Genomic DNA, 18,069 nt, shown 5'->3' with positions numbered 1-18,069 from the left:
AAGCATAACCTAATTATACAACTAGTAGTGTAAAGCTTGTTTTGAGAATAGTTTCGACACTCAAAATACATAAGGAAAAGGATGGAAAGCACCATCCTTTTCTATTTTAAGAGCCTTCTTCGACTAACGCCCCGTGTGACAAGCAAAAATTCTTAATCCATCTTTAACTTTATAGCTTTTGTCGCAATAAATGTTTTAATATGCTTATCTAATATCCTTGTTCCACCAAAATCATCCTCATAAAAACCTGTTATAGCAAAACCAGCTTCAATTTGACCTTGGATTTGGTCTTCTAAAGTATGCGCATATTCTATTGTTTGATTTGAATCGATGTAATCTTGAACTTCATCCTCTGGTAAATAATCCAATGTTGATGAAGGAATTGAATGTTTAACATCCAGAATACCTTTTTGCTCTTGGTTATCATCAAAAATCCATAGTAACGGATTTGTAAATCCAGCAATAAGAACACCTTTATTCTTTAAAACCCTAGAAACTTCATTCCATACAAGATGAACATCTTTTACAAACAAATAAGCTACACTTTTTCTTTTTTTATTCAGCAAGAGTTAACTGCCAAGATACACCATACTTATCATTTAACCAGCCAAACTTTTTACTAAACGGATAAGAACCTAAAGGCATAAGAATCGCTCCATCCTGCGCTAATTTATGAAAGACCATTTCAATTTCTTCTTCTGTCTCACAAGTTACATAAAGAGACATAGCTGGAGTGAATGTGAAATTATGATTTACATAACTATCAATACACATAAACTCTTGGCCATTTAGCGTAAAAGTTGCATGAATTACAGTTCCCTCTTTACCAGGTCCATTTTCATCGTAGCGAGAAATACTTACAATTTCTGATTGATCAAATAGCGACGTATAAAAATTCATCGCTTCCTCAGCTTTGCCCTCAAACATTAAAAACGTAGTAATTTTTTGATTTGCGTTACTCATATGGAGACAGCCCCTTGCTATGTATTTATGTAAAACATACGCCACCAAAAAAACAAACGTATGTTCCTTTTAATATATTGTCTATAAAAACGATGAGTTTGTCAATTATCTACTTTATTATTTCTTCTTAAATAATGCTGTCCAAAGAAATGATTCTCCAAACATTTCTTTCGGTTGTTTCATTTGTTTCATCCTTCTAATCTCAATTACCTCAAATTCTTTAAATATCTCTCTTAACTTTTCTTCCGAGTATGCAAGACCACCTTGTAGACTCCACCCTCTATATACGTCCCAATCTGTTATTTCCGATCCATTTCGCTCATCTAAATCGCCTGCCGCAAAACATGTTAATCCGAAATAACCACCCGATTTTAATGAATTTTTAATTAAATCCACATAATTTATTCTTCTATGCGGTGGAATGTGATGCAAACAGCCCGAATCATATACAAAATCAAATTCGTTTTGAACCTCTAAATTAAAAATTGAATCACAAATAAAATGAATTTCTACCTCTTTTGCCAATGCCCTTTCTTTAGCCCAATTAATGCCTTCTACAGATAAATCCACTGCTGTTACATCAAATCCTTGAGTCGCTAAATAAATGGCATTTCTACCTGGACCACATCCAAGTTCTAATACCTTCCCTTTTGAAACTCTCTCTTTTTGTATATACGAAACTAGATTCTCATCTGGAACATTTTCAAAAAACGGAACATCCTTTTCTCTATTCTCATAAAACTCATTCCAAAATGGTTCTGCAGGTCTTAATAATGAATCAAGCATTTTTAAAATGTCTTCTTGTGTGTGTAACATTTCATTTTTCATTAACACCCCTCCACGAATTAATAGTTAGAAAATTATTATATATCTTTTTGAACTTTCAAACAAAGAAAAAACTCCTATATTCAATAGGAGTTTTTGTCTTTAAAATCCGAGTACAGCTAACCATTTTAACAACTTCTCTTCTCGCGCTTTTAAATCATCATTCCTAAACTTGCCTAGTTGTATTTCACTAACAACTTCTCCGTCCGCCATAAAAAGAACTCTTTCTGTTTTCGCTGCTACCTTTACAATATGAGTCACTTAAGAAGGTTACTTTGCTGAAAAATAAAGCTGATTTCGTTAATGGATATTTTTGCTAACGCCTCTTCTTTCATGCATGATATTTCATATAATCATACTTTTCTAATAAAATAACGCTTTTGTTCACTTTTTTAATACATTTACGAAACATTCATGTGTTATCTTCATTAAGTTCTTTTCTTTTTATAATGTCGTGTGAGATATACCAACAGAGGAAGCCCTAGATCCCCTAATCCTAGGGCTTTTTTATAAGAATTTTATACATTTTTTTATTTCCACTAACTCTTTAAATTGTATATACATAATATAAAATTTTCATGTTGTTATATTTTTTGATGGCCTCTTATCTTTCCTTAAAAGGCTTTTTTTTCAAATAACGCTTTTGTTTAATTTATATTTAAAAAGTTCCTTTTCATAAAGACTTCCCTTATATGCTATACTCATTCTTAAATAATTGTATAAGGAATGTTAAAAATGGATGATAGATCGTCAAGACAATGGAAATTGCGACAAAAGTTAAGAGCACTGAAAACCAAAAACAACAATGACACAAACCCTTTGTTTAGTGAATGCCTTGAATCCCTAGGAAACGAAACTCTCATTTTCTCCCAAGAAAAAAGCCAGCAGATTGCTACTATTTTAATGAATTCATTTCCTATAACTGTATCGGGAAGAATAGATTGGGAACAGATAGATAATCAATTCATAGCTTCGAACAAAGAACAACTAATTTCCCTTATTAGAGCAAACCAACTAGATTTTGACGAACAGATTTTTATAATATGGGATAACTATGAAATCCCTGTAGTAAGTACAAATCTTGATAAAGTATTCCAATCACTAGTTGACGTTGATGCAGTCAGTTTTTATTACTGGCTATTAGACAAAGAATATAGATTCGTAATTGAAATAAATGATGAAGAATTGATTAGGGTTGGGTTTCGCTAATACTCTAAGCATATGAAGCTAGTTCCCTTCATTTCTTAATATTTTCTTCGTCAATATAGCTATTATTGTCATTATAAAACTAATAGCAAATATAGGTAAATAAATTTTCGTACTGAATCCTTCGAACATAAAACCATATACGACTTGCCCAATTGGTGCCATACATTGAGATACCGCTGCTATAATTGCCATCACTTTTCCTAGATTTTCATTTGGTGTTTTCTTTTGGACTACAGTAATCACATAGATGGATACAATTGTCATAATCATTGCGATTAGAAGAGAAGAAAGTATAAAGAGGATAAATGGTGGATAGTATCCTAAATTAAGAATAAACGGTGTAACTGATAGTGCCACTGGCATTACTAATAAAGCTATGATAAGCATCCAATTATATAATGTTTTCATCTGTAACTTTTTAGCAAAGAAACCGATTGACAATGCCCCTAATATGGTTGCGAAATCAATTAATCCCATTCCAATTCCATACATCGTATCGCTACTCTGCATAGTTACTCGTAACATAATAGGTCCCCCAACAACAAATAACGGTGTCAAAATTAAGTTTAGTAAAGCTGCAAGTAACATAGCCTTCAAAATAAAAGGTTGCTTTAAAACATAAAGAAAACCTTCTTTCATATCTTTTACAATTGTAGGTACGATATGGCCTTCCTGTATTCTTTTTATAAATGGTATTGTAATAAACATTTCTAAAATCGCAGATAAAAAGAAAGCAAGACAACTTGTTATTACGAGCATTTTCAAACCAATTATGCCATATAATATTCCTCCTAATACAGGAGCAACTATATTAGATAATGCTTGCACACCATTTATGATACCGTTTGCTTGTTCTAACTTTTTCTCTGGAACTAATTGCGGAATACTTGCCATAACAACTGGTGCGTACATTGCACTAACAACTGCTAGTAAAAACATAATTGTTCCAATCCATAAAATAGATACCGATTCAGTTAATAACAAAACTATAAAACTTAATACAATAGCAGCGTTTATAAAATCCAAAATGACCATTACATTACGGCGGTTGAAACGATCTGCTATCGCTCCGCCAAGAGGAGCTAACAAAAACGGGATACTCGTTACCGCATATAACCCCGCAAATATATCGGCACGTCCTGTTATATCTAACACATATAAAGACAGTGCAAAACGTAATAGTGTTGAACCTAAAATAGTAATAATTTGACCACTTACCATTAAGTGAAAATCTTTCAAGGAAGATTGAATACTTGCTGGCATCCTCATCACATCCTTCATTTAGCCTAGACCGACTGCCGGTCTATAATACCCAAACAGAAAAAAGCTATTTCTGTTTCATTAAAACTTCGATCATATAATTAAAGGACCCTTCTTTCGCTCCAACAGATACTTCCATCATTTTAATATAAGCCTTAGCTCTTCTCATCATTTCTTCCGGTTTCCACTGGAATAAACCATCATCAAATATGACTTGTGCTGAAGAGAGTAATAATTCAATTGTTTCTTGTGGGTATGGAGTAGAAAATATGCCTTCTTCTATTCCTTGCTCTAAAACTTCCGTTAATACAGGAGATAAATGTATAATGGATTGCACTAAACTTTTCTGATGCATTTCTGCATTATTTGGTTGATGAAATTGTTGGATCATTTTTTCTTTTACATCTCCTGATTTTGGTGATTGTTCCATTAAAATTTTAAATAACTTATCTAAAACGGGGATATCGGGATTGGAGACAATCCTTTTCGCCTTAGTGACATCCTCTTTAATAATCCTCATAATGATTTCATCCATTACTTCCTCCTTCGACTTAAAATAATGATAAAACGTCCCCTTTGCTATACCAATTTCTTTTAAAATATCATTCACGGTTGTTTTCGTATAACCTTTCGTAAGAAACAAACGCTCAGCTGTTTCTAAAATTTCCTTTCTACGCTCCTCATACTCCTTTACAATTCGCATTCAAGTTCTCCTTCCCACCAGACCGACTGTCGGTCTATTAAAATTATATGTTTAGTTTGCAAAAAGTTTCCTATTATCGTACATATACAACACCATACTTTCTATTTCCTTTATAAATTTTTATTTTTTAACGTCCACTCAATTTGTTTAAAACGTATCTCATGTTTCTTATCGTCACCTTTCATTTTAGGAAAAGAACGATGCCCTCCGCTTGATCCTATTTTTCTCGATTCTTTATCCAGACGCACAACACTTTGTAGTTTTTCAGCTCCTTCACCACAAGTCAGCGCATCTCCTTTACATCGATGACTTCAAAAAATGACAATTGATTCATACGATACGGTTCCCCTCCGTTCGATCTATGTACTTATCAATGGAGTATTTTGTTGAGTTCCAATATGTAATATTGCATATTTCGCACTTTTAATTTTTGCACATGCGATAATTTATTTATAAAAATATAAATTATTAATAAGGGTGATTTATATGAGCAAGTTCCGAAAGAAGATGATTAAATATTTGCAAACATTTTGGGGATGCTTAGCATTTGGTGTATTAATGTTTGCTATCTTCTTAATTACGGATTTAGCAGATGCATCTTTAAATACATTAGGCTGTAGAGACTGGCTAGGTTCTGTAGCAGGCGCAACCATTTTATCTGTTGGGATGTTTACTTTAAATAAATTGAATTTAAAATAAATATTCGGTCAATACTGTATGTAGGCTGTATGCCAACATTCATTTAAAGTAGTCTTCTCTGTATCTCCTTGTATTGAGCAGTTAGCTTTTGCTAGCCGCTCTTTTATTTTGTTCCGGTTCTTGCCTCTTAAAGAACTCTTTATCTACTTTCCCTCAATAAGTACACATATCTATTCTCCATTGCTACAAAATGAAATCTTTATTTTGTTTTACGCGTCGCTTCTTCAATCAGCCAAGATACAATATTAAAATCATTAGCTTCACCCTTTAAAGATGTTCCGTTCCAAAAGCATTCTTTCATCACTTCAAGTAATTCTTCAACAGCTTCAATTCATCTCATATTCATTTTCCTTTTCTTCCAAATAACTATTTTGTTTTACTAATTAGCTGATTAATTTCACAAACACCTTTATCAAACATTCCACGTTTCTTCACCCCGTGAATATTTTTCAAATAAAAATACATACTATTTTCAAGCCGCCGTGTCCACGGCTAATACCTCTTTCTTTTGTTACAGCAAAAGCAGGTAGGTTCTTCACTTATCTGCTTTCTCTGTATATTTTTTAAGAAATCGAAAATAATACCAACAAGCTGTTTGAACTAGCAGCTTCACTCTTCTCGCAATGGGGATGCAAATTATCACAATTAGCTAACTCATTGAACTCACTGGCAGACAACCAAAATCGTTGTCTGCTTTTTGTATGAGATTTTTCGTTTTACATATACTACTTTTGAACCTGCAGACCAATACGAGCCATTTTGGTGCTTGGGATTTCCCTTCCGGGGATAAGTATCTTTTACTTATCCCTTTTTTGTATAGACATGTATATTTAGGGTAAAACTAATTACAAGCAGATTTTCTGTTTATGCGTAGTTCTAAACAAGATTACTTTTTCTCCTATTAAAGGACGGCAGGTACGACTGCTAGTCCTTTTTTCTTATTTCGCATATTATCACTACATTACCTTCATCGTCATAAGCAATTTCCCCATAAGGATGGCAGTGGTGCTTCTCGATTTCCTCATTGATCAAAACTAACAAATTAGTTTTCCAGTTTCCAACGATCGTAAACCAATACGAGTTTAATCCTTCATAAACTTCTCTTGTTCCCTTTCGATAATTGCGGAACGTGTAATGAAAATACTCGCTCACTTTAATACCTTTTCTTTCAACCAAAGTGTTCTGCCGAAATAGTAGACATAATAAGTTCCGTTCTCTTTTGCTACTGCATAACATTCCCGTACCGTTTGAATATGTTACAAATTGCTTTCTCTCGATTTTTCCGCTTAAATATTTTTCATGCATAAGTTGCACTTGTTCTTGAATGACAACATGGTAGTAATACCCTTGCTCTACTGGTTTTGGACTATAAAATTTCCTTTATAAATTTCAAATACGGTGAATGAAATTTTTGTTTTTTCTTGCCATCATCCTTGTTGTATACAAACAAAAAAAGAGCCACAATATTTTGCGACTCTTTTACAATTATAACTATTTAACGACCACGTCTTTGCTGACCTTGCTTTGTACTACCTTTTTTATTACTTGGTTTATTAAATGATCGGTTATTTTCATTTCTAGAACTATTTCTTGAATCACTTCTCGAGCTATTTCTCGAATCACGTCTTGATTCACTTCTTGAACCTTCGCGGCTATCTCTTTGACGATTTTGACCTGATTTCTTCGGAGCCGGCTTTGGTACCGGTTTTCCATTTTCATCTACACGTTTTATCTTCGGTTGTTCGATTATTTCTCTTTGCAGTGGTGCACCAAGCGTTTTTTCAATTTCTTCTAAATGTTTTTCATCTTTCGCTGCAACGAACGTAATTGCAAGACCTGATCCACCTGCACGTCCTGTTCGGCCAATGCGGTGAATATAACTTTCTACATCTTCAGGGATATCAAAGTTAAATACGTGCGTTACACCATCTACATCAAGTCCACGAGCTGCTACATCCGTTGCGATTAAGTACTGAATTTTAGCTTCGCGGAAACTCTTCATAACTCTTTCACGTTTCGCTTGAGGTATATCACCATGAAGTTCAGCACAATTATAACCTAGTCCTTTTAAATTATCATAAAGTTTACTTACTCTAAGCTTTGTACGGCAGAAAATAACAGCTAAAAATGGCTGATCACGATCCATAACAAAACGAAGTGCATCTGGCTTTGCACGATCTGTCGTCTCAATGACACGCTGCTCAATTGTATCTACCGTTACTTCTTCACTTTGTACTTGAATCATTTGCGGCTCGTCCATATAACGCTTCGCCAATTTTTTAATATCTTTTGGCATCGTTGCTGAGAATAACATCGTTTGTTTACTATCAGGTGTCTCATCTAAAATATCTTCAATATCATATAAGAAACCAAAATAAAGCATTTGATCCGCTTCATCTAATACAATCGTTGAAAGATTACTTAAATCAATTGTTTCACGTCGTATATGATCTAATAATCGCCCCGGTGTCGCTACAACAATATGTGTATTACCTTTTAATTTTCTTAACTGTTGCGCTACATCTTGTCCACCATAAATCGCTAGTACATTAATATCTTCTCTTTGAACAAGCATTTTTTTAATTTCAGCTGTAATTTGCAGTGCTAGCTCCCTTGTTGGTGCAACAATTAAAGCCTGAACATCACTAGACTCTGGATCGATTTTTTCTAAAATCGGTAACACGAATGCTAACGTTTTACCCGTTCCTGTTTTCGCCTGCCCAATAATATCTTTACCTGACATAATAACAGGAATTGCCTTCTCTTGAATTGGTGTTGCTTCTGTAATTCCATTTTCACGTAATGTATGATTAAAAGTTTCACTAATTCCTAATTCTAAAAAGTTTTTCAAATAGACCACTTCTTTTCCTTATTTTTCACATTAGCTTTCATTGTACCATTTGTTTCACTAAATATGAAAAATAAAAAAATTCTTATCTTCTTTTTTTATATTCATCGTGTACTAGATGGACAAATTCTTTTTGGTTTTTCTCGGATTTTATTAATGTTTCCATATTTATAGAAGTCAAAATATGCTTTTTAATTTTTCTATTACTCCAAATTAAACTTGTATACTTCGGATCTTCATGTAGATTTCGAAACCACTCTAATTCACTTAATTTTGCGATATGGTGTTTCAATTTCATGTCATTTCGAGGATAAAATAAAATGATATCTGCTATTATATCAAATAACGAACCCATTTTCTCCCCCCTATACTCTTGCTCAAATTATATATTCTTCTTTACATATATATTTCAATTTTACCGAAATATAATGTTACTAATTTAGTTGAAATCGCAAAATATATGAACTAAAAAAACGATCTTTTCGATTTAGGAAAGACCGGTTTTCATTATTTTATACAGTAAGTTTTCCTCCATGGTAGCAATAATACTCTGCTGCTTTAAGACTTTTAATCTTATTTAATGACTCTTCCGCTTTTTCTATATCTAAGCAAAAATCCGGATTAGCTATTACTAACTCACGATTCTCTTGAACAGCCGCATCTCCCGTAATTACACAATCTAAATTCGGAAAATATAATGAAATATGCCCCGAAGTATGTCCTGGCGTCGCTACTATTTGACATTCATTATTCAAAATCATTTGACCATCATGCACTTTTTCATCGACGGAAATATGTTTTATATTTTTTAACTGTTGTATAAACCATTTACCAAATTCTTTTTCTTCATTTGGCATACGTTCTAACATTTCTTCAGCTTGAACTAACCTCTCTGATTTTATATCACCACTAATATAGTTAGATTCAATTTCACTAGCAATAATATTAATGTGAGGATATTTCACTTTGAAATCATATAAAGCCCCTAGATGATCATCATCATAATGAGTAATAATTATATTTTTTAAGTTTTTCATCTCATATCCATGTTTTAATATTGCATTTTCAATTAAAGGTAAAAAACTTGTATATCCTGTATCGACTAATGTTAATTCATTATGTACTATAATTAAACTTGGATAAACACATTGTTTTTGCCCGTTAAATTCGAATTCAATTGGTAGTTCTATTATTTTCATTTTTCTTCCCCCATACCGCTTATAAAATGCATAATAATAACTAAATCATCCACATACACCTTACAATATATATACTCTGTAACGGAACACTGTGAATCATTGTATAATCCACATTATATTATTTTAAACAGGTAATCCCCTATTTTTATGGAAATATATAATTAAGAAAAACAATAAAATTGATTAATCTCTCACTTCTTTGTCCATCCTTTTAAAAAATCTATGTTTTTGTAAAAGGAGTGTTTATATGGAGAAACAGACACTTTGGAAAAAGTTCAAAAAAAGCTCTGTAAACCTCGGTAAATCTAGCGTATATGAAAGTATTATTTTATTCTACACAATGAAAAAGAAAGAATTACCTACTAAGGCGAAATTCATAATATTAGCCGCTTTATCTTATTACGTATTAACAATCGATTTCATTCCAGATATAGCTGCTATTATTGGGATTGGCTTATTAGATGATGTTTTAGCAATCGCTGTAGCGCATAAATACGTTATGAGACACGCAGATGCTGAAATTCGAGAAAAGAGCAAAGTAAAGATGGAGTCATTATTTACTTCAGCACAAGCATAATGAAATTATCTAGTCATTTACCTACCTTTTTACTTTCAAATAAAGCTAACTGTAATTAATGATAGTTCCACCTCACTGAATATTACCCTTCACCATGAGAGCATAGCAGAATAAATTCCTAAACAAAAGCATTTCTCTTAGCTCTCAAACCGTAAACAAATCGGGAATCAGCACTTGTCCCTAAGTTCTGACTCCCTTTTATTTGTTCTTATATCTATCTGTTATACAGTTGCATGCATTCCCTTATACAAAACTGACATTGCCGCTACTATAAGAATCATACCCATAAAAGCAGGTGCGGCATGACCAAGTGATACATAGATTTGTCCTCCAATAATCGGACCAATCATTCTTGCTAAAGCTTGAATAGATTGGCTTCCACCTTGAATCCTTCCTTGTTCATTAGAACTGACAGACTTTGAAAGCATCCCGTTGAATGAAGGACCGAAAATTGAATCCCCAAAACCAAACATTAGCATTCCAACGATAAGTAGTGGAGAGAGTGAAAATACAGCTGATGCTGCAATAAAACTGTATCCTATAATCTCCGAAACCATCCCAATAATTGCCATTTGTTTATCACTAAGCTTGATTAAAAGCTTTGGCATTATAAAACTTTGTGAAACAATATCTTGAAAGCCCAAAATTGAAAACATAAGTCCGATTAATGCAGGTTTCCAACTGAAAGTATCCATTGTAAATTGCGTGAAAATTGCTTGTAAAGATCCGTTAGGTATCCAAAGTAAAAACGCTGAGACAAGTAACCATTTTAAATTTTTCATGGAAAGTATATTTGCTAGCTGTGCAAAAGGATTTAACCTTACAAAAGTAATCTCTTTTAACCTGTTATTTTTGTCAAGACTCTCAGGCATGTATTTCATACCATATAAAACATTTAATAAAGTTATGAACGCTCCAAAGTATAAAGGTACAGAATGACCAAACTTTGCAAGTAAGCCCCCAAGAGTTGGTCCAATAATAGTTCCCGCACCTACAACTGCACTCACCCATCCAAAGTATTTCGTTCTCTGCTCTTTCGGAATGATGTCTGCAAAATATGCGAAGATAGTACTTATGCTCCCACCTGTTATACCTTCTATTATCCGTCCAGCAAATAATACCCATAAAGCTCCTCCTATGCCAAAAACTAAGTACCCAATTGCAGAACCAAATAAGCATATTAAAAGTAATGGACGACGGCCATACTTATCGCTTAAAACCCCGAGTGCTGGAGCAGCTAAAAACACGCAGGCCGCATATACGGAAGTTAGTAGTGTAACAACTAATGCTTGTTCTTCCGGATTACTTGTATATGTCTGTACTAAGAATGGGACTACAGGCATGATGATACTGAAACCTATACCACAAAGAAATACAGAAATAAGTCCGAATAGTAAAGCATGTTTATCTATGCTTTTTTCAGTTTCCCTTTCATTTTGTGATCTAAATATAGACATTTAACTTCTCTCCTTAAAATGTTTTGTTGCTTTGTCAACAAAATGATAACTCCTTTTTGTTGATTAGTCAACAAACATGAAATGATAAAAAAGCAGCCTATTCTCATATTAGAGTAAGGCTGCCATTTATTCTTAAAATGTTTTACGATTTAATATGTATACCTTGTTTCTTTATTTCTACATCCAAATGTCTACTATACTTTTCCACAAAGCTAATTATACTGTTGAATTCTTCTTCAGTTACTTGTTCAAATACAGCTTTATCCCGCTCTTGAAACTCTTTGTGCAGATCTTCATGGATTTTATAAATTTCTTTCCCTTGTTCGGTAAGCCTAAAATAAATTTCTTTCTTATTTTCTGACTTTTGGTAGCTTTCAACAAGGCCTTTTTGTATGAGCTTCTTAGTCATTCTACTTATAGCACCGCGAGTCACATAAAAAGCCTCTGCGAGTTGCGTCACGTTAGAATCTGCATTGTTTTCAATATATTCAATGCAGTGGACTTCAGAAGACTTAAAACCTTTAAGACCTTCTTCCATCTTATCTTTATTAAGCCAAACCAGCTTATTATATAATTCCCTGAAACCGTTCATGACCTGTTCTTCTTTATTCATGACCTGCCCTCCTCACCGCTCATTAGCACATTAAAACTATTATATTAAATTTCTGCTTACATTTCGACAATATTGAAATAATTATTGTAACATTAAAGATATGTGTAAAAATAGGCGCTTAAATAAAATAATTTTTAAACAGCAAATTTTGCAAGTTTATTGCTACTTACAGTAAACAGTAGGCAAAAAGTAAGAGCTAAGACTATTTCTCTTAGCTCTTCTTTTATAAAACTATTTCACTTCATTAGCGACAAAAAAGTGCTCACATACACTTGATATGCGCTGTAAGTCTACGTTCCCACCAGATATAACCGCTACTACTTTTTTTCCTTTTATATAGCTATCAACTTTTCCTGCAAGAAGTGCAGCAGTTGCTAATGCACCTGCACCTTCTACAACAGCTTTCCCACGTTGTAATAAATCTTTCATCGCTACTTCCAGCTCTTTTTCTGATACAGTTACAATATCATCTACTAATTCTTTTACAATTTCAAATGTTAATTCTCCTGGTATTTTAACTGCGCAACCATCTGCAATAGTAGGCGCCTCATAATGTTCTACGATTGCGCCTTTATCGTAAGATGCCTTCATTCCATGAACATTATCTGCTTGGACACCAATTATATTAATGGATGGATTAAAAGATTTCAATGCTACAGAAATACCAGAAATAATTCCGCCTCCACCTATTGGTACAATGACAGTATCTACATCCCACATATCATCAAGAATGTCTAATCCAATTGTACCTTGACCAGCCATTACCTCTACATCATCATATGGATGTAAGTATGTTTCACCTGTTTCCTTTATAATTTCTTCACATTTTGCCTTTGCATCATCAAAGGTTTCACCATGTAAAATCACTTCAGATCCATATCCTTTTGTTGCTTCAACTTTCGCCTGCGGTGCAGAAATTGGCATAACAATTTTACTCTTAATACCGAGTAAATGAGCAGATAATGCAACTCCTTGTGCATGATTACCTGCTGAACATGCAATTACACCTCTTTCTTTTTCTTGATCCGTGAGCCGCGACATTTTATTAAATGCGCCACGGAATTTAAACGAACCCGTTAATTGCATATTTTCTAATTTCAAATGAATTTCTCCGCCCGTTTTACTAGTCAAGTAAAAAGATTTTACTAATGGCGTTTTACGAGCATTTCTATCTAGAATTTTGTGAGCTTTTTTAATATCGTCTATATGTAATCGTAGTTTTCTAGTTATCATACTGACACCTCTTCCACTGTTCTATTTCTAAGTTTTCGTAAGTCGTAGCTCCTTTATACGAAAAGAAAAAGTCTTTATATATGTACCCCACTCTGAAATAAACACATTTGCAAACAATTTAACATTCTCTTCATATCACGTTCTTTATAATGATTTAAACATGCAATTTGAATCCAATTATTCTTTTGTAAATAAGATGACTCATAATGAACGATGTATCCTTGTAATGCTAATGCATCGCCTACTACTTTAGAAGAATGATCTTCGCTCAATACAATAGTAAGTATAATTGGCCCGGCATGTTTTTTAGGTGAAACAAGCTTTAAACCCATATCAGTAATAACTTCTTCAACATAATCGAATGTCTCTTTAATTTTTACAAATGCCTTTTCATCTTCAAATCTCTTCAACGCTTCTTGCAATGCATAAATTAAATTCCATGATTGTGAGTATGGAATGCTTTCATTTTCTTCATACATACCAATGTCCATATAGGCCGGCACAGCCTCGTTTATTTTTACAATGTGGTTATGAAAAACGAAAGAAATTCCTGTATATGATTTAATCGCTTTACCGCTAACACCACTTGCAAAATACACATCCTTCAAGTCTAATGGTATTGCTCCAATTGAGCTTATGCAATCTACACATAGTTTCATTTGATTCTCGTTACAAAGAGTATTTAGCTCGTTTAAATCGTTTAACATTCCAGTAGATGTTTCATGATGAACAAACCAAATCCATTCATAATTTCCAGTTGTTATTATTTCTTCTAATTCGTTATAAATAAACGGCTCTCCCATTTCTTTTTTATAAGTATCAAAATGTAACCGTGCTCGTTTTGCATGTCCAACTAATCTATTACCAAATTCCCCATTTGTTAATACTAGTCCTTTCCCTTTTAAAGAGCGTAACTGTAAAGCAATCGCATCATTTGCTAACGTCCCTGTTCCTAACATAAGCTGTACATGTTTTGCTTTTGTCATGTAAAGTAACCGTTTTTTCACATTGCCCATCATCACTTGAAATGACTTAGAGCGATGCGAAATAGGCCGCGTAGAAAATGCCTTTCGAACGTTCTCTTCAATATCTACTGGACCAGGTAAAAACGTATATTCTTTCGTCATAATCCCCCCAACACTCGACTCTTCAAACATAGCAGGGGTAACATACATTGGCTGGAAGGCTGCTTCTTCTGTACCAACTAACGTATGGAAAGATTTGAATCCCATTTGCTCATATAAAGCTAGTTCACGTGTTGTTGCAGAAATGAGTGCTAATTCATATCCATTTAGAAGCAAATAACGATGTAGAAAACGAATTAATCCTAACAACGCTCTTCCATTTCTATATTCACGTTCTACTGAAAGTAAACGAATTTCATACATTTTTTCTCCATGCTCTTGCAAATAAACATCTAAATTTGAGATTTTATAATCTAACGAGAATGGTCGTTTTCCCCGCACTGCGACCATACCTACTAATCTATCCTCATCTAAACAAATTAAATATGTATTTTCTTTATGAAACCGATCTATACGAAACCGGTCTTTCGTTTCTTCATGTTGTGGTATCTCTTCCACAAAAGTTTTATAATTTAATTTATGTATACTTTCAAATTCCCAATCTTGATCAGCAACTTTATAAATTAACCCCATGCCTTATCTCCTTTATCTATTTAATAAAAAATGATAAGTGGAGATTATCCCCACTTATTAAACATTCATTTTATTCTCGATTCACATATAGAATAAGTACAATAATCATTCCACTTAATATAGTGGTAACAATAGAATAAGAATAAAGAATCATACAAATTGGTAAACAAGCAATTGTAATTAGTCCTGGCTTCGTAAACCCTTTAAATATTAAATAAAATACAATAAAAATGCCTAAGAGGGTAAGCGCTATCAAATAATCAAATGCGATTAGTCCTCCTATAAATGTTGAAATACCTTTACCGCCCTTGCCTTTAAATAAAACTGGATAAATATGTCCAATAATAACGGCCAATAATGTTAACATTACGAATGTAGGATCTTCAAAAAGAGATTTTGCTACAGCAACAACGATTGCCCCTTTAATCGCATCACCTAAAAATGTAGCGATGAAATACCCTTTTCCATATACGCGCCCCATATTTCTTGCGCCAGGATTTCCGCTTCCTTCATCCCTAATATCAACGTTATGTCTCAATTTTGTTACTATATAAGCGGTCAATATGTTTCCAATTAAATAAGAAGCCACCAAATACAAAAACTGCATACTATTAATCATGTAATCATTCACTTTCTACATGGGATTACATATACAATATTCAATTACTACGTATATTGTACGTTTTTAACATACATCCCTTTATACATTTTAACATCATATTTTTACAAATCATACAAAAATTCTCATACACTATTTTTAAAAATATATATCCCTCATTAAATAATATGTTCCTTTCACTGCCATTTCTGCTTGTGATACGAATGTAATTTCTTTCATACTATCTTCACAGCATTTCTTAAATACAGCAAATATTTCAGGAACTAAACGCAATATACTGCCACTTACTGCAATTGGCGTTGAGTGCTTAAAGTTCAACTTGTTATAAACACTTACTGTAATCCTTGCCAATTCCTTTCCAGCTTGCATCATAATTTCATGCGCATCATCATTGCCATTTCTCGCTTCCTGAATAACTAATGGCGCGATTGCTGCAATTTTATCTTTAGAAGAAGTATATACTAAGCTTTTTATATGAGACGGTGTCAAAAGTTGAAACTGCCTTTGAATGTTCAAACTCAATGGACAAAGACTGATTCCTTGATCGAACTGAATTGCCATTTTCTTTAAAGCTTGTAATGCAATCCAATATCCGCTCCCCTCATCTCCTAAAATATGTCCCCATCCACCGCTATACTGATATACTTCCCCTTTCTTTCCTATACAAATTGCACCTGTACCACCTATAGTTAATATTCCCTCCTTACCTTTTAAAGCAGCTGCATGCGCGATCATTGCATCATTAAAAATTTCAATTTTTGTTCCGTATTTCTTTTTTAAACGTAATGTTAATTCATTTGTATTCGCTCCGCTTATACCAGCTAATCCTAAACAAATACAAACGCAATGCTCATTCATTAAACTCTTCTGACATTGATTAATTGCTTCCATAATATGCAAAAGTGCCTGATCAAAATCTATTAATACATTTCCAAATCTGCTCGTACCTCTTACAACTTCATTTCCATCTTGATCAAATGCAATTGCCTCGGTCTTCGTTCCCCCGCCATCTACTCCAATCATATACTTCATATGTTCGCCTCATTTTCATCTGCGTATGGAGGGAATGTTATATTCCCTAAAATTACGGAATTCTTAGCACCTGTTGCGCTCGGCACATTACTCGGATTACGATGATACGTTTCGTTTGCTAAAATAGCAAATGCAATTGCTTCTTTCGCTGCTGAAGAATGACCAATATCTTCTTGTATACATATGCTACATTTCTCTTCTCTTAATCCATTCCGTAACATTTCAACAAGTGTATTATTATAACTTCCACCACCACCTAAAATCACCTCATCAATTTCATAATACGGCAAAATAAACGCCTTATAATGATGAACAATTGAACATGCTGTAAACATCGTGACAGTTGCCAATATATTTTCTTTACTATGCTTTTTAAATCGATTCAATAATTCAGTCACAAACGCTTCTCCAAACTGTTCTCTACCTGTTGATTTTGGTGGTTTCATGTTCAAAAATGGATGGTTCATACAGTATGTTAAAATTTCATCTACAACTACCCCCTCCTTTGCAATCCAACCATTTTGATCATATGGTACATGAAATAATCTTTGACATACTTCATCGATTACCATGTTGCCTGGTCCAGTATCGAAAGCAATAACACTCTCTTTACTTCGTTTACTTGGAACAACTGTAACATTACCAATCCCACCAATATTTTGTAGTAGTCTATTTTTAGTTTGATGCCGATATAAAATAACCTCTGAATATGGTACAAGTGGTGCACCTTGTCCCCCTGCCGCCATGTCCATCGTTCGGAAATTCGAGATAACCGTCGTGTTTGTTTCATATGCTATTACTGCTGGTTCCCCAATTTGCAATGTTGAAGAAATAATATTCTCTTCTTGCTTTGACTGATGATAAATCGTTTGTCCGTGAGAGCCTATTAAATCTAATTGTCTCAAAGGAAAATTGGCCTCTTTACAAACTTCCTTTACAGCATTGGCGAAGCATAAACCAAGTTTAAAATTCAAGCTACATATAAGTTGGACATTCGAAGTTTCAATTGATAACGCTTGTTGGATCTCATTTTTCATATCATTACAAAATGGAACAGTAGTAAAATCGATGAGTTCGATTTTAGAATCTACACCACTTCCTTCTATATGAACGAGCGCTACATCTATTCCATCTAATGAAGTACCAGACATTACCCCTGCAATATACATAACGT

General features: G+C 33.5%; 17 protein-coding genes and 2 pseudogenes. 3 read left to right on the top strand and 16 right to left on the bottom strand.

Annotated features, from left to right (window positions below):
* Positions 1 to 152: 152 nt before the first annotated feature.
* The 4 genes and pseudogenes from MHB52_RS12720 to MHB52_RS12705 form a co-directional block, all read right to left on the bottom strand.
* Positions 153 to 542, bottom strand: a pseudogene (locus MHB52_RS12720) (SAM-dependent methyltransferase); the annotation flags it as partial.
* Positions 543 to 555: 13 nt separating this feature from the next.
* A complete protein-coding gene (locus tag MHB52_RS12715; RefSeq protein WP_000063588.1) occupies positions 556 to 963 on the bottom strand; it encodes a VOC family protein in 408 nt (135 codons plus the stop codon).
* A 117-nt stretch (positions 964 to 1,080) separates the two neighbouring features.
* The gene (locus MHB52_RS12710) at positions 1,081 to 1,791 is read right to left on the bottom strand and encodes a class I SAM-dependent methyltransferase (RefSeq protein ID WP_000787298.1); all 711 of its coding nucleotides are present in this window, start codon (positions 1,789 to 1,791) and stop codon (positions 1,081 to 1,083) included.
* 99 nt (positions 1,792 to 1,890) lie between these two features.
* A pseudogene (locus MHB52_RS12705) lies at positions 1,891 to 2,049 on the bottom strand (ABC transporter ATP-binding protein); the annotation flags it as partial.
* Positions 2,050 to 2,523: 474 nt separating this feature from the next.
* Here MHB52_RS12705 and MHB52_RS12700 point away from each other — a divergent pair.
* Positions 2,524 to 2,997, top strand: a complete 474-nt coding sequence (locus MHB52_RS12700; RefSeq protein ID WP_000342729.1) for a CDI toxin immunity protein — start codon at positions 2,524 to 2,526, stop codon at positions 2,995 to 2,997.
* 18 nt (positions 2,998 to 3,015) lie between these two features.
* Here the strand turns inward: MHB52_RS12700 and MHB52_RS12695 are convergent, their stop codons facing one another.
* Together MHB52_RS12695 and MHB52_RS12690 are read right to left on the bottom strand one after the other, a co-directional pair.
* Complete coding sequence (locus MHB52_RS12695; protein WP_061664879.1) at positions 3,016 to 4,260, bottom strand: MFS transporter; 1,245 nt, start codon at positions 4,258 to 4,260, stop codon at positions 3,016 to 3,018.
* A 64-nt stretch (positions 4,261 to 4,324) separates the two neighbouring features.
* On the bottom strand, positions 4,325 to 4,960 hold the full coding sequence (locus MHB52_RS12690; RefSeq protein ID WP_061664878.1) for a TetR/AcrR family transcriptional regulator: 636 nt from the start codon (positions 4,958 to 4,960) through the stop codon (positions 4,325 to 4,327).
* A 486-nt stretch (positions 4,961 to 5,446) separates the two neighbouring features.
* Here MHB52_RS12690 and MHB52_RS12685 point away from each other — a divergent pair, with 486 nt between their 5' ends.
* On the top strand, positions 5,447 to 5,659 hold the full coding sequence (locus MHB52_RS12685) for a hypothetical protein (protein WP_061664877.1): 213 nt from the start codon (positions 5,447 to 5,449) through the stop codon (positions 5,657 to 5,659).
* Positions 5,660 to 7,154: 1,495 nt separating this feature from the next.
* Here the strand turns inward: MHB52_RS12685 and MHB52_RS12680 are convergent.
* From MHB52_RS12680 to MHB52_RS12670, 3 genes are all read right to left on the bottom strand, one after another.
* A complete protein-coding gene (locus tag MHB52_RS12680) occupies positions 7,155 to 8,519 on the bottom strand; it encodes a DEAD/DEAH box helicase (RefSeq protein ID WP_061664876.1) in 1,365 nt (454 codons plus the stop codon).
* A 73-nt stretch (positions 8,520 to 8,592) separates the two neighbouring features.
* Positions 8,593 to 8,862, bottom strand: a complete 270-nt coding sequence (locus tag MHB52_RS12675) for a hypothetical protein (RefSeq protein WP_016117919.1) — start codon at positions 8,860 to 8,862, stop codon at positions 8,593 to 8,595.
* Positions 8,863 to 9,019: 157 nt separating this feature from the next.
* On the bottom strand, positions 9,020 to 9,706 hold the full coding sequence (locus MHB52_RS12670) for an MBL fold metallo-hydrolase (RefSeq protein WP_061664839.1): 687 nt from the start codon (positions 9,704 to 9,706) through the stop codon (positions 9,020 to 9,022).
* Positions 9,707 to 9,953: 247 nt separating this feature from the next.
* On the opposite strand from MHB52_RS12670, the gene MHB52_RS12665 reads away from it, so the two are divergent.
* The gene (locus MHB52_RS12665) at positions 9,954 to 10,283 is read left to right on the top strand and encodes a YkvA family protein (RefSeq protein WP_000415089.1); all 330 of its coding nucleotides are present in this window, start codon (positions 9,954 to 9,956) and stop codon (positions 10,281 to 10,283) included.
* Positions 10,284 to 10,504: 221 nt separating this feature from the next.
* Here MHB52_RS12665 and MHB52_RS12660 read toward each other — a convergent pair whose 3' ends face one another.
* From MHB52_RS12660 to anmK, 7 genes are all read right to left on the bottom strand, one after another.
* A complete protein-coding gene (locus tag MHB52_RS12660; RefSeq protein ID WP_061664838.1) occupies positions 10,505 to 11,740 on the bottom strand; it encodes an MFS transporter in 1,236 nt (411 codons plus the stop codon).
* A 142-nt stretch (positions 11,741 to 11,882) separates the two neighbouring features.
* Complete coding sequence (locus MHB52_RS12655; RefSeq protein WP_001030903.1) at positions 11,883 to 12,353, bottom strand: MarR family transcriptional regulator; 471 nt, start codon at positions 12,351 to 12,353, stop codon at positions 11,883 to 11,885.
* Positions 12,354 to 12,584: 231 nt separating this feature from the next.
* Entirely contained in the window at positions 12,585 to 13,586 is a 1,002-nt protein-coding gene (gene tdcB, locus MHB52_RS12650; RefSeq protein ID WP_000632968.1) for a bifunctional threonine ammonia-lyase/L-serine ammonia-lyase TdcB, read from the bottom strand.
* A gap of 74 nt (positions 13,587 to 13,660) precedes the next feature.
* Positions 13,661 to 15,244 carry an aminotransferase class V-fold PLP-dependent enzyme gene (locus tag MHB52_RS12645; RefSeq protein WP_061664837.1) on the bottom strand — a complete coding sequence of 528 codons (1,584 nt, stop codon included), beginning with the start codon at positions 15,242 to 15,244 and terminating at the stop codon, positions 13,661 to 13,663.
* A 70-nt stretch (positions 15,245 to 15,314) separates the two neighbouring features.
* Positions 15,315 to 15,863: a glycerol-3-phosphate 1-O-acyltransferase PlsY gene (gene plsY, locus MHB52_RS12640; protein WP_016117915.1), complete on the bottom strand. Its 549-nt coding sequence runs from the start codon at positions 15,861 to 15,863 to the stop codon at positions 15,315 to 15,317.
* A gap of 138 nt (positions 15,864 to 16,001) precedes the next feature.
* Positions 16,002 to 16,895, bottom strand: coding sequence for a BadF/BadG/BcrA/BcrD ATPase family protein (locus MHB52_RS12635; RefSeq protein ID WP_061664836.1), 894 nt, complete (start codon positions 16,893 to 16,895; stop codon positions 16,002 to 16,004).
* Complete coding sequence (gene anmK, locus MHB52_RS12630) at positions 16,892 to 18,064, bottom strand: anhydro-N-acetylmuramic acid kinase AnmK (RefSeq protein WP_061664835.1); 1,173 nt, start codon at positions 18,062 to 18,064, stop codon at positions 16,892 to 16,894. Before anmK ends, MHB52_RS12635 begins: the two co-directional genes overlap by 4 nt.
* Positions 18,065 to 18,069 lie beyond the last annotated feature (5 nt).

Origin of the sequence: Bacillus sp. FSL K6-0073 (genome assembly GCF_038006085.1) — a bacterium.
Classification (GTDB): Bacteria; Bacillota; Bacilli; order Bacillales; family Bacillaceae_G; genus Bacillus_A; species Bacillus_A cereus.
Note: the sequence above shows the minus strand (reverse complement) of the source record. Positions and strands in the feature narration are given on the sequence as shown.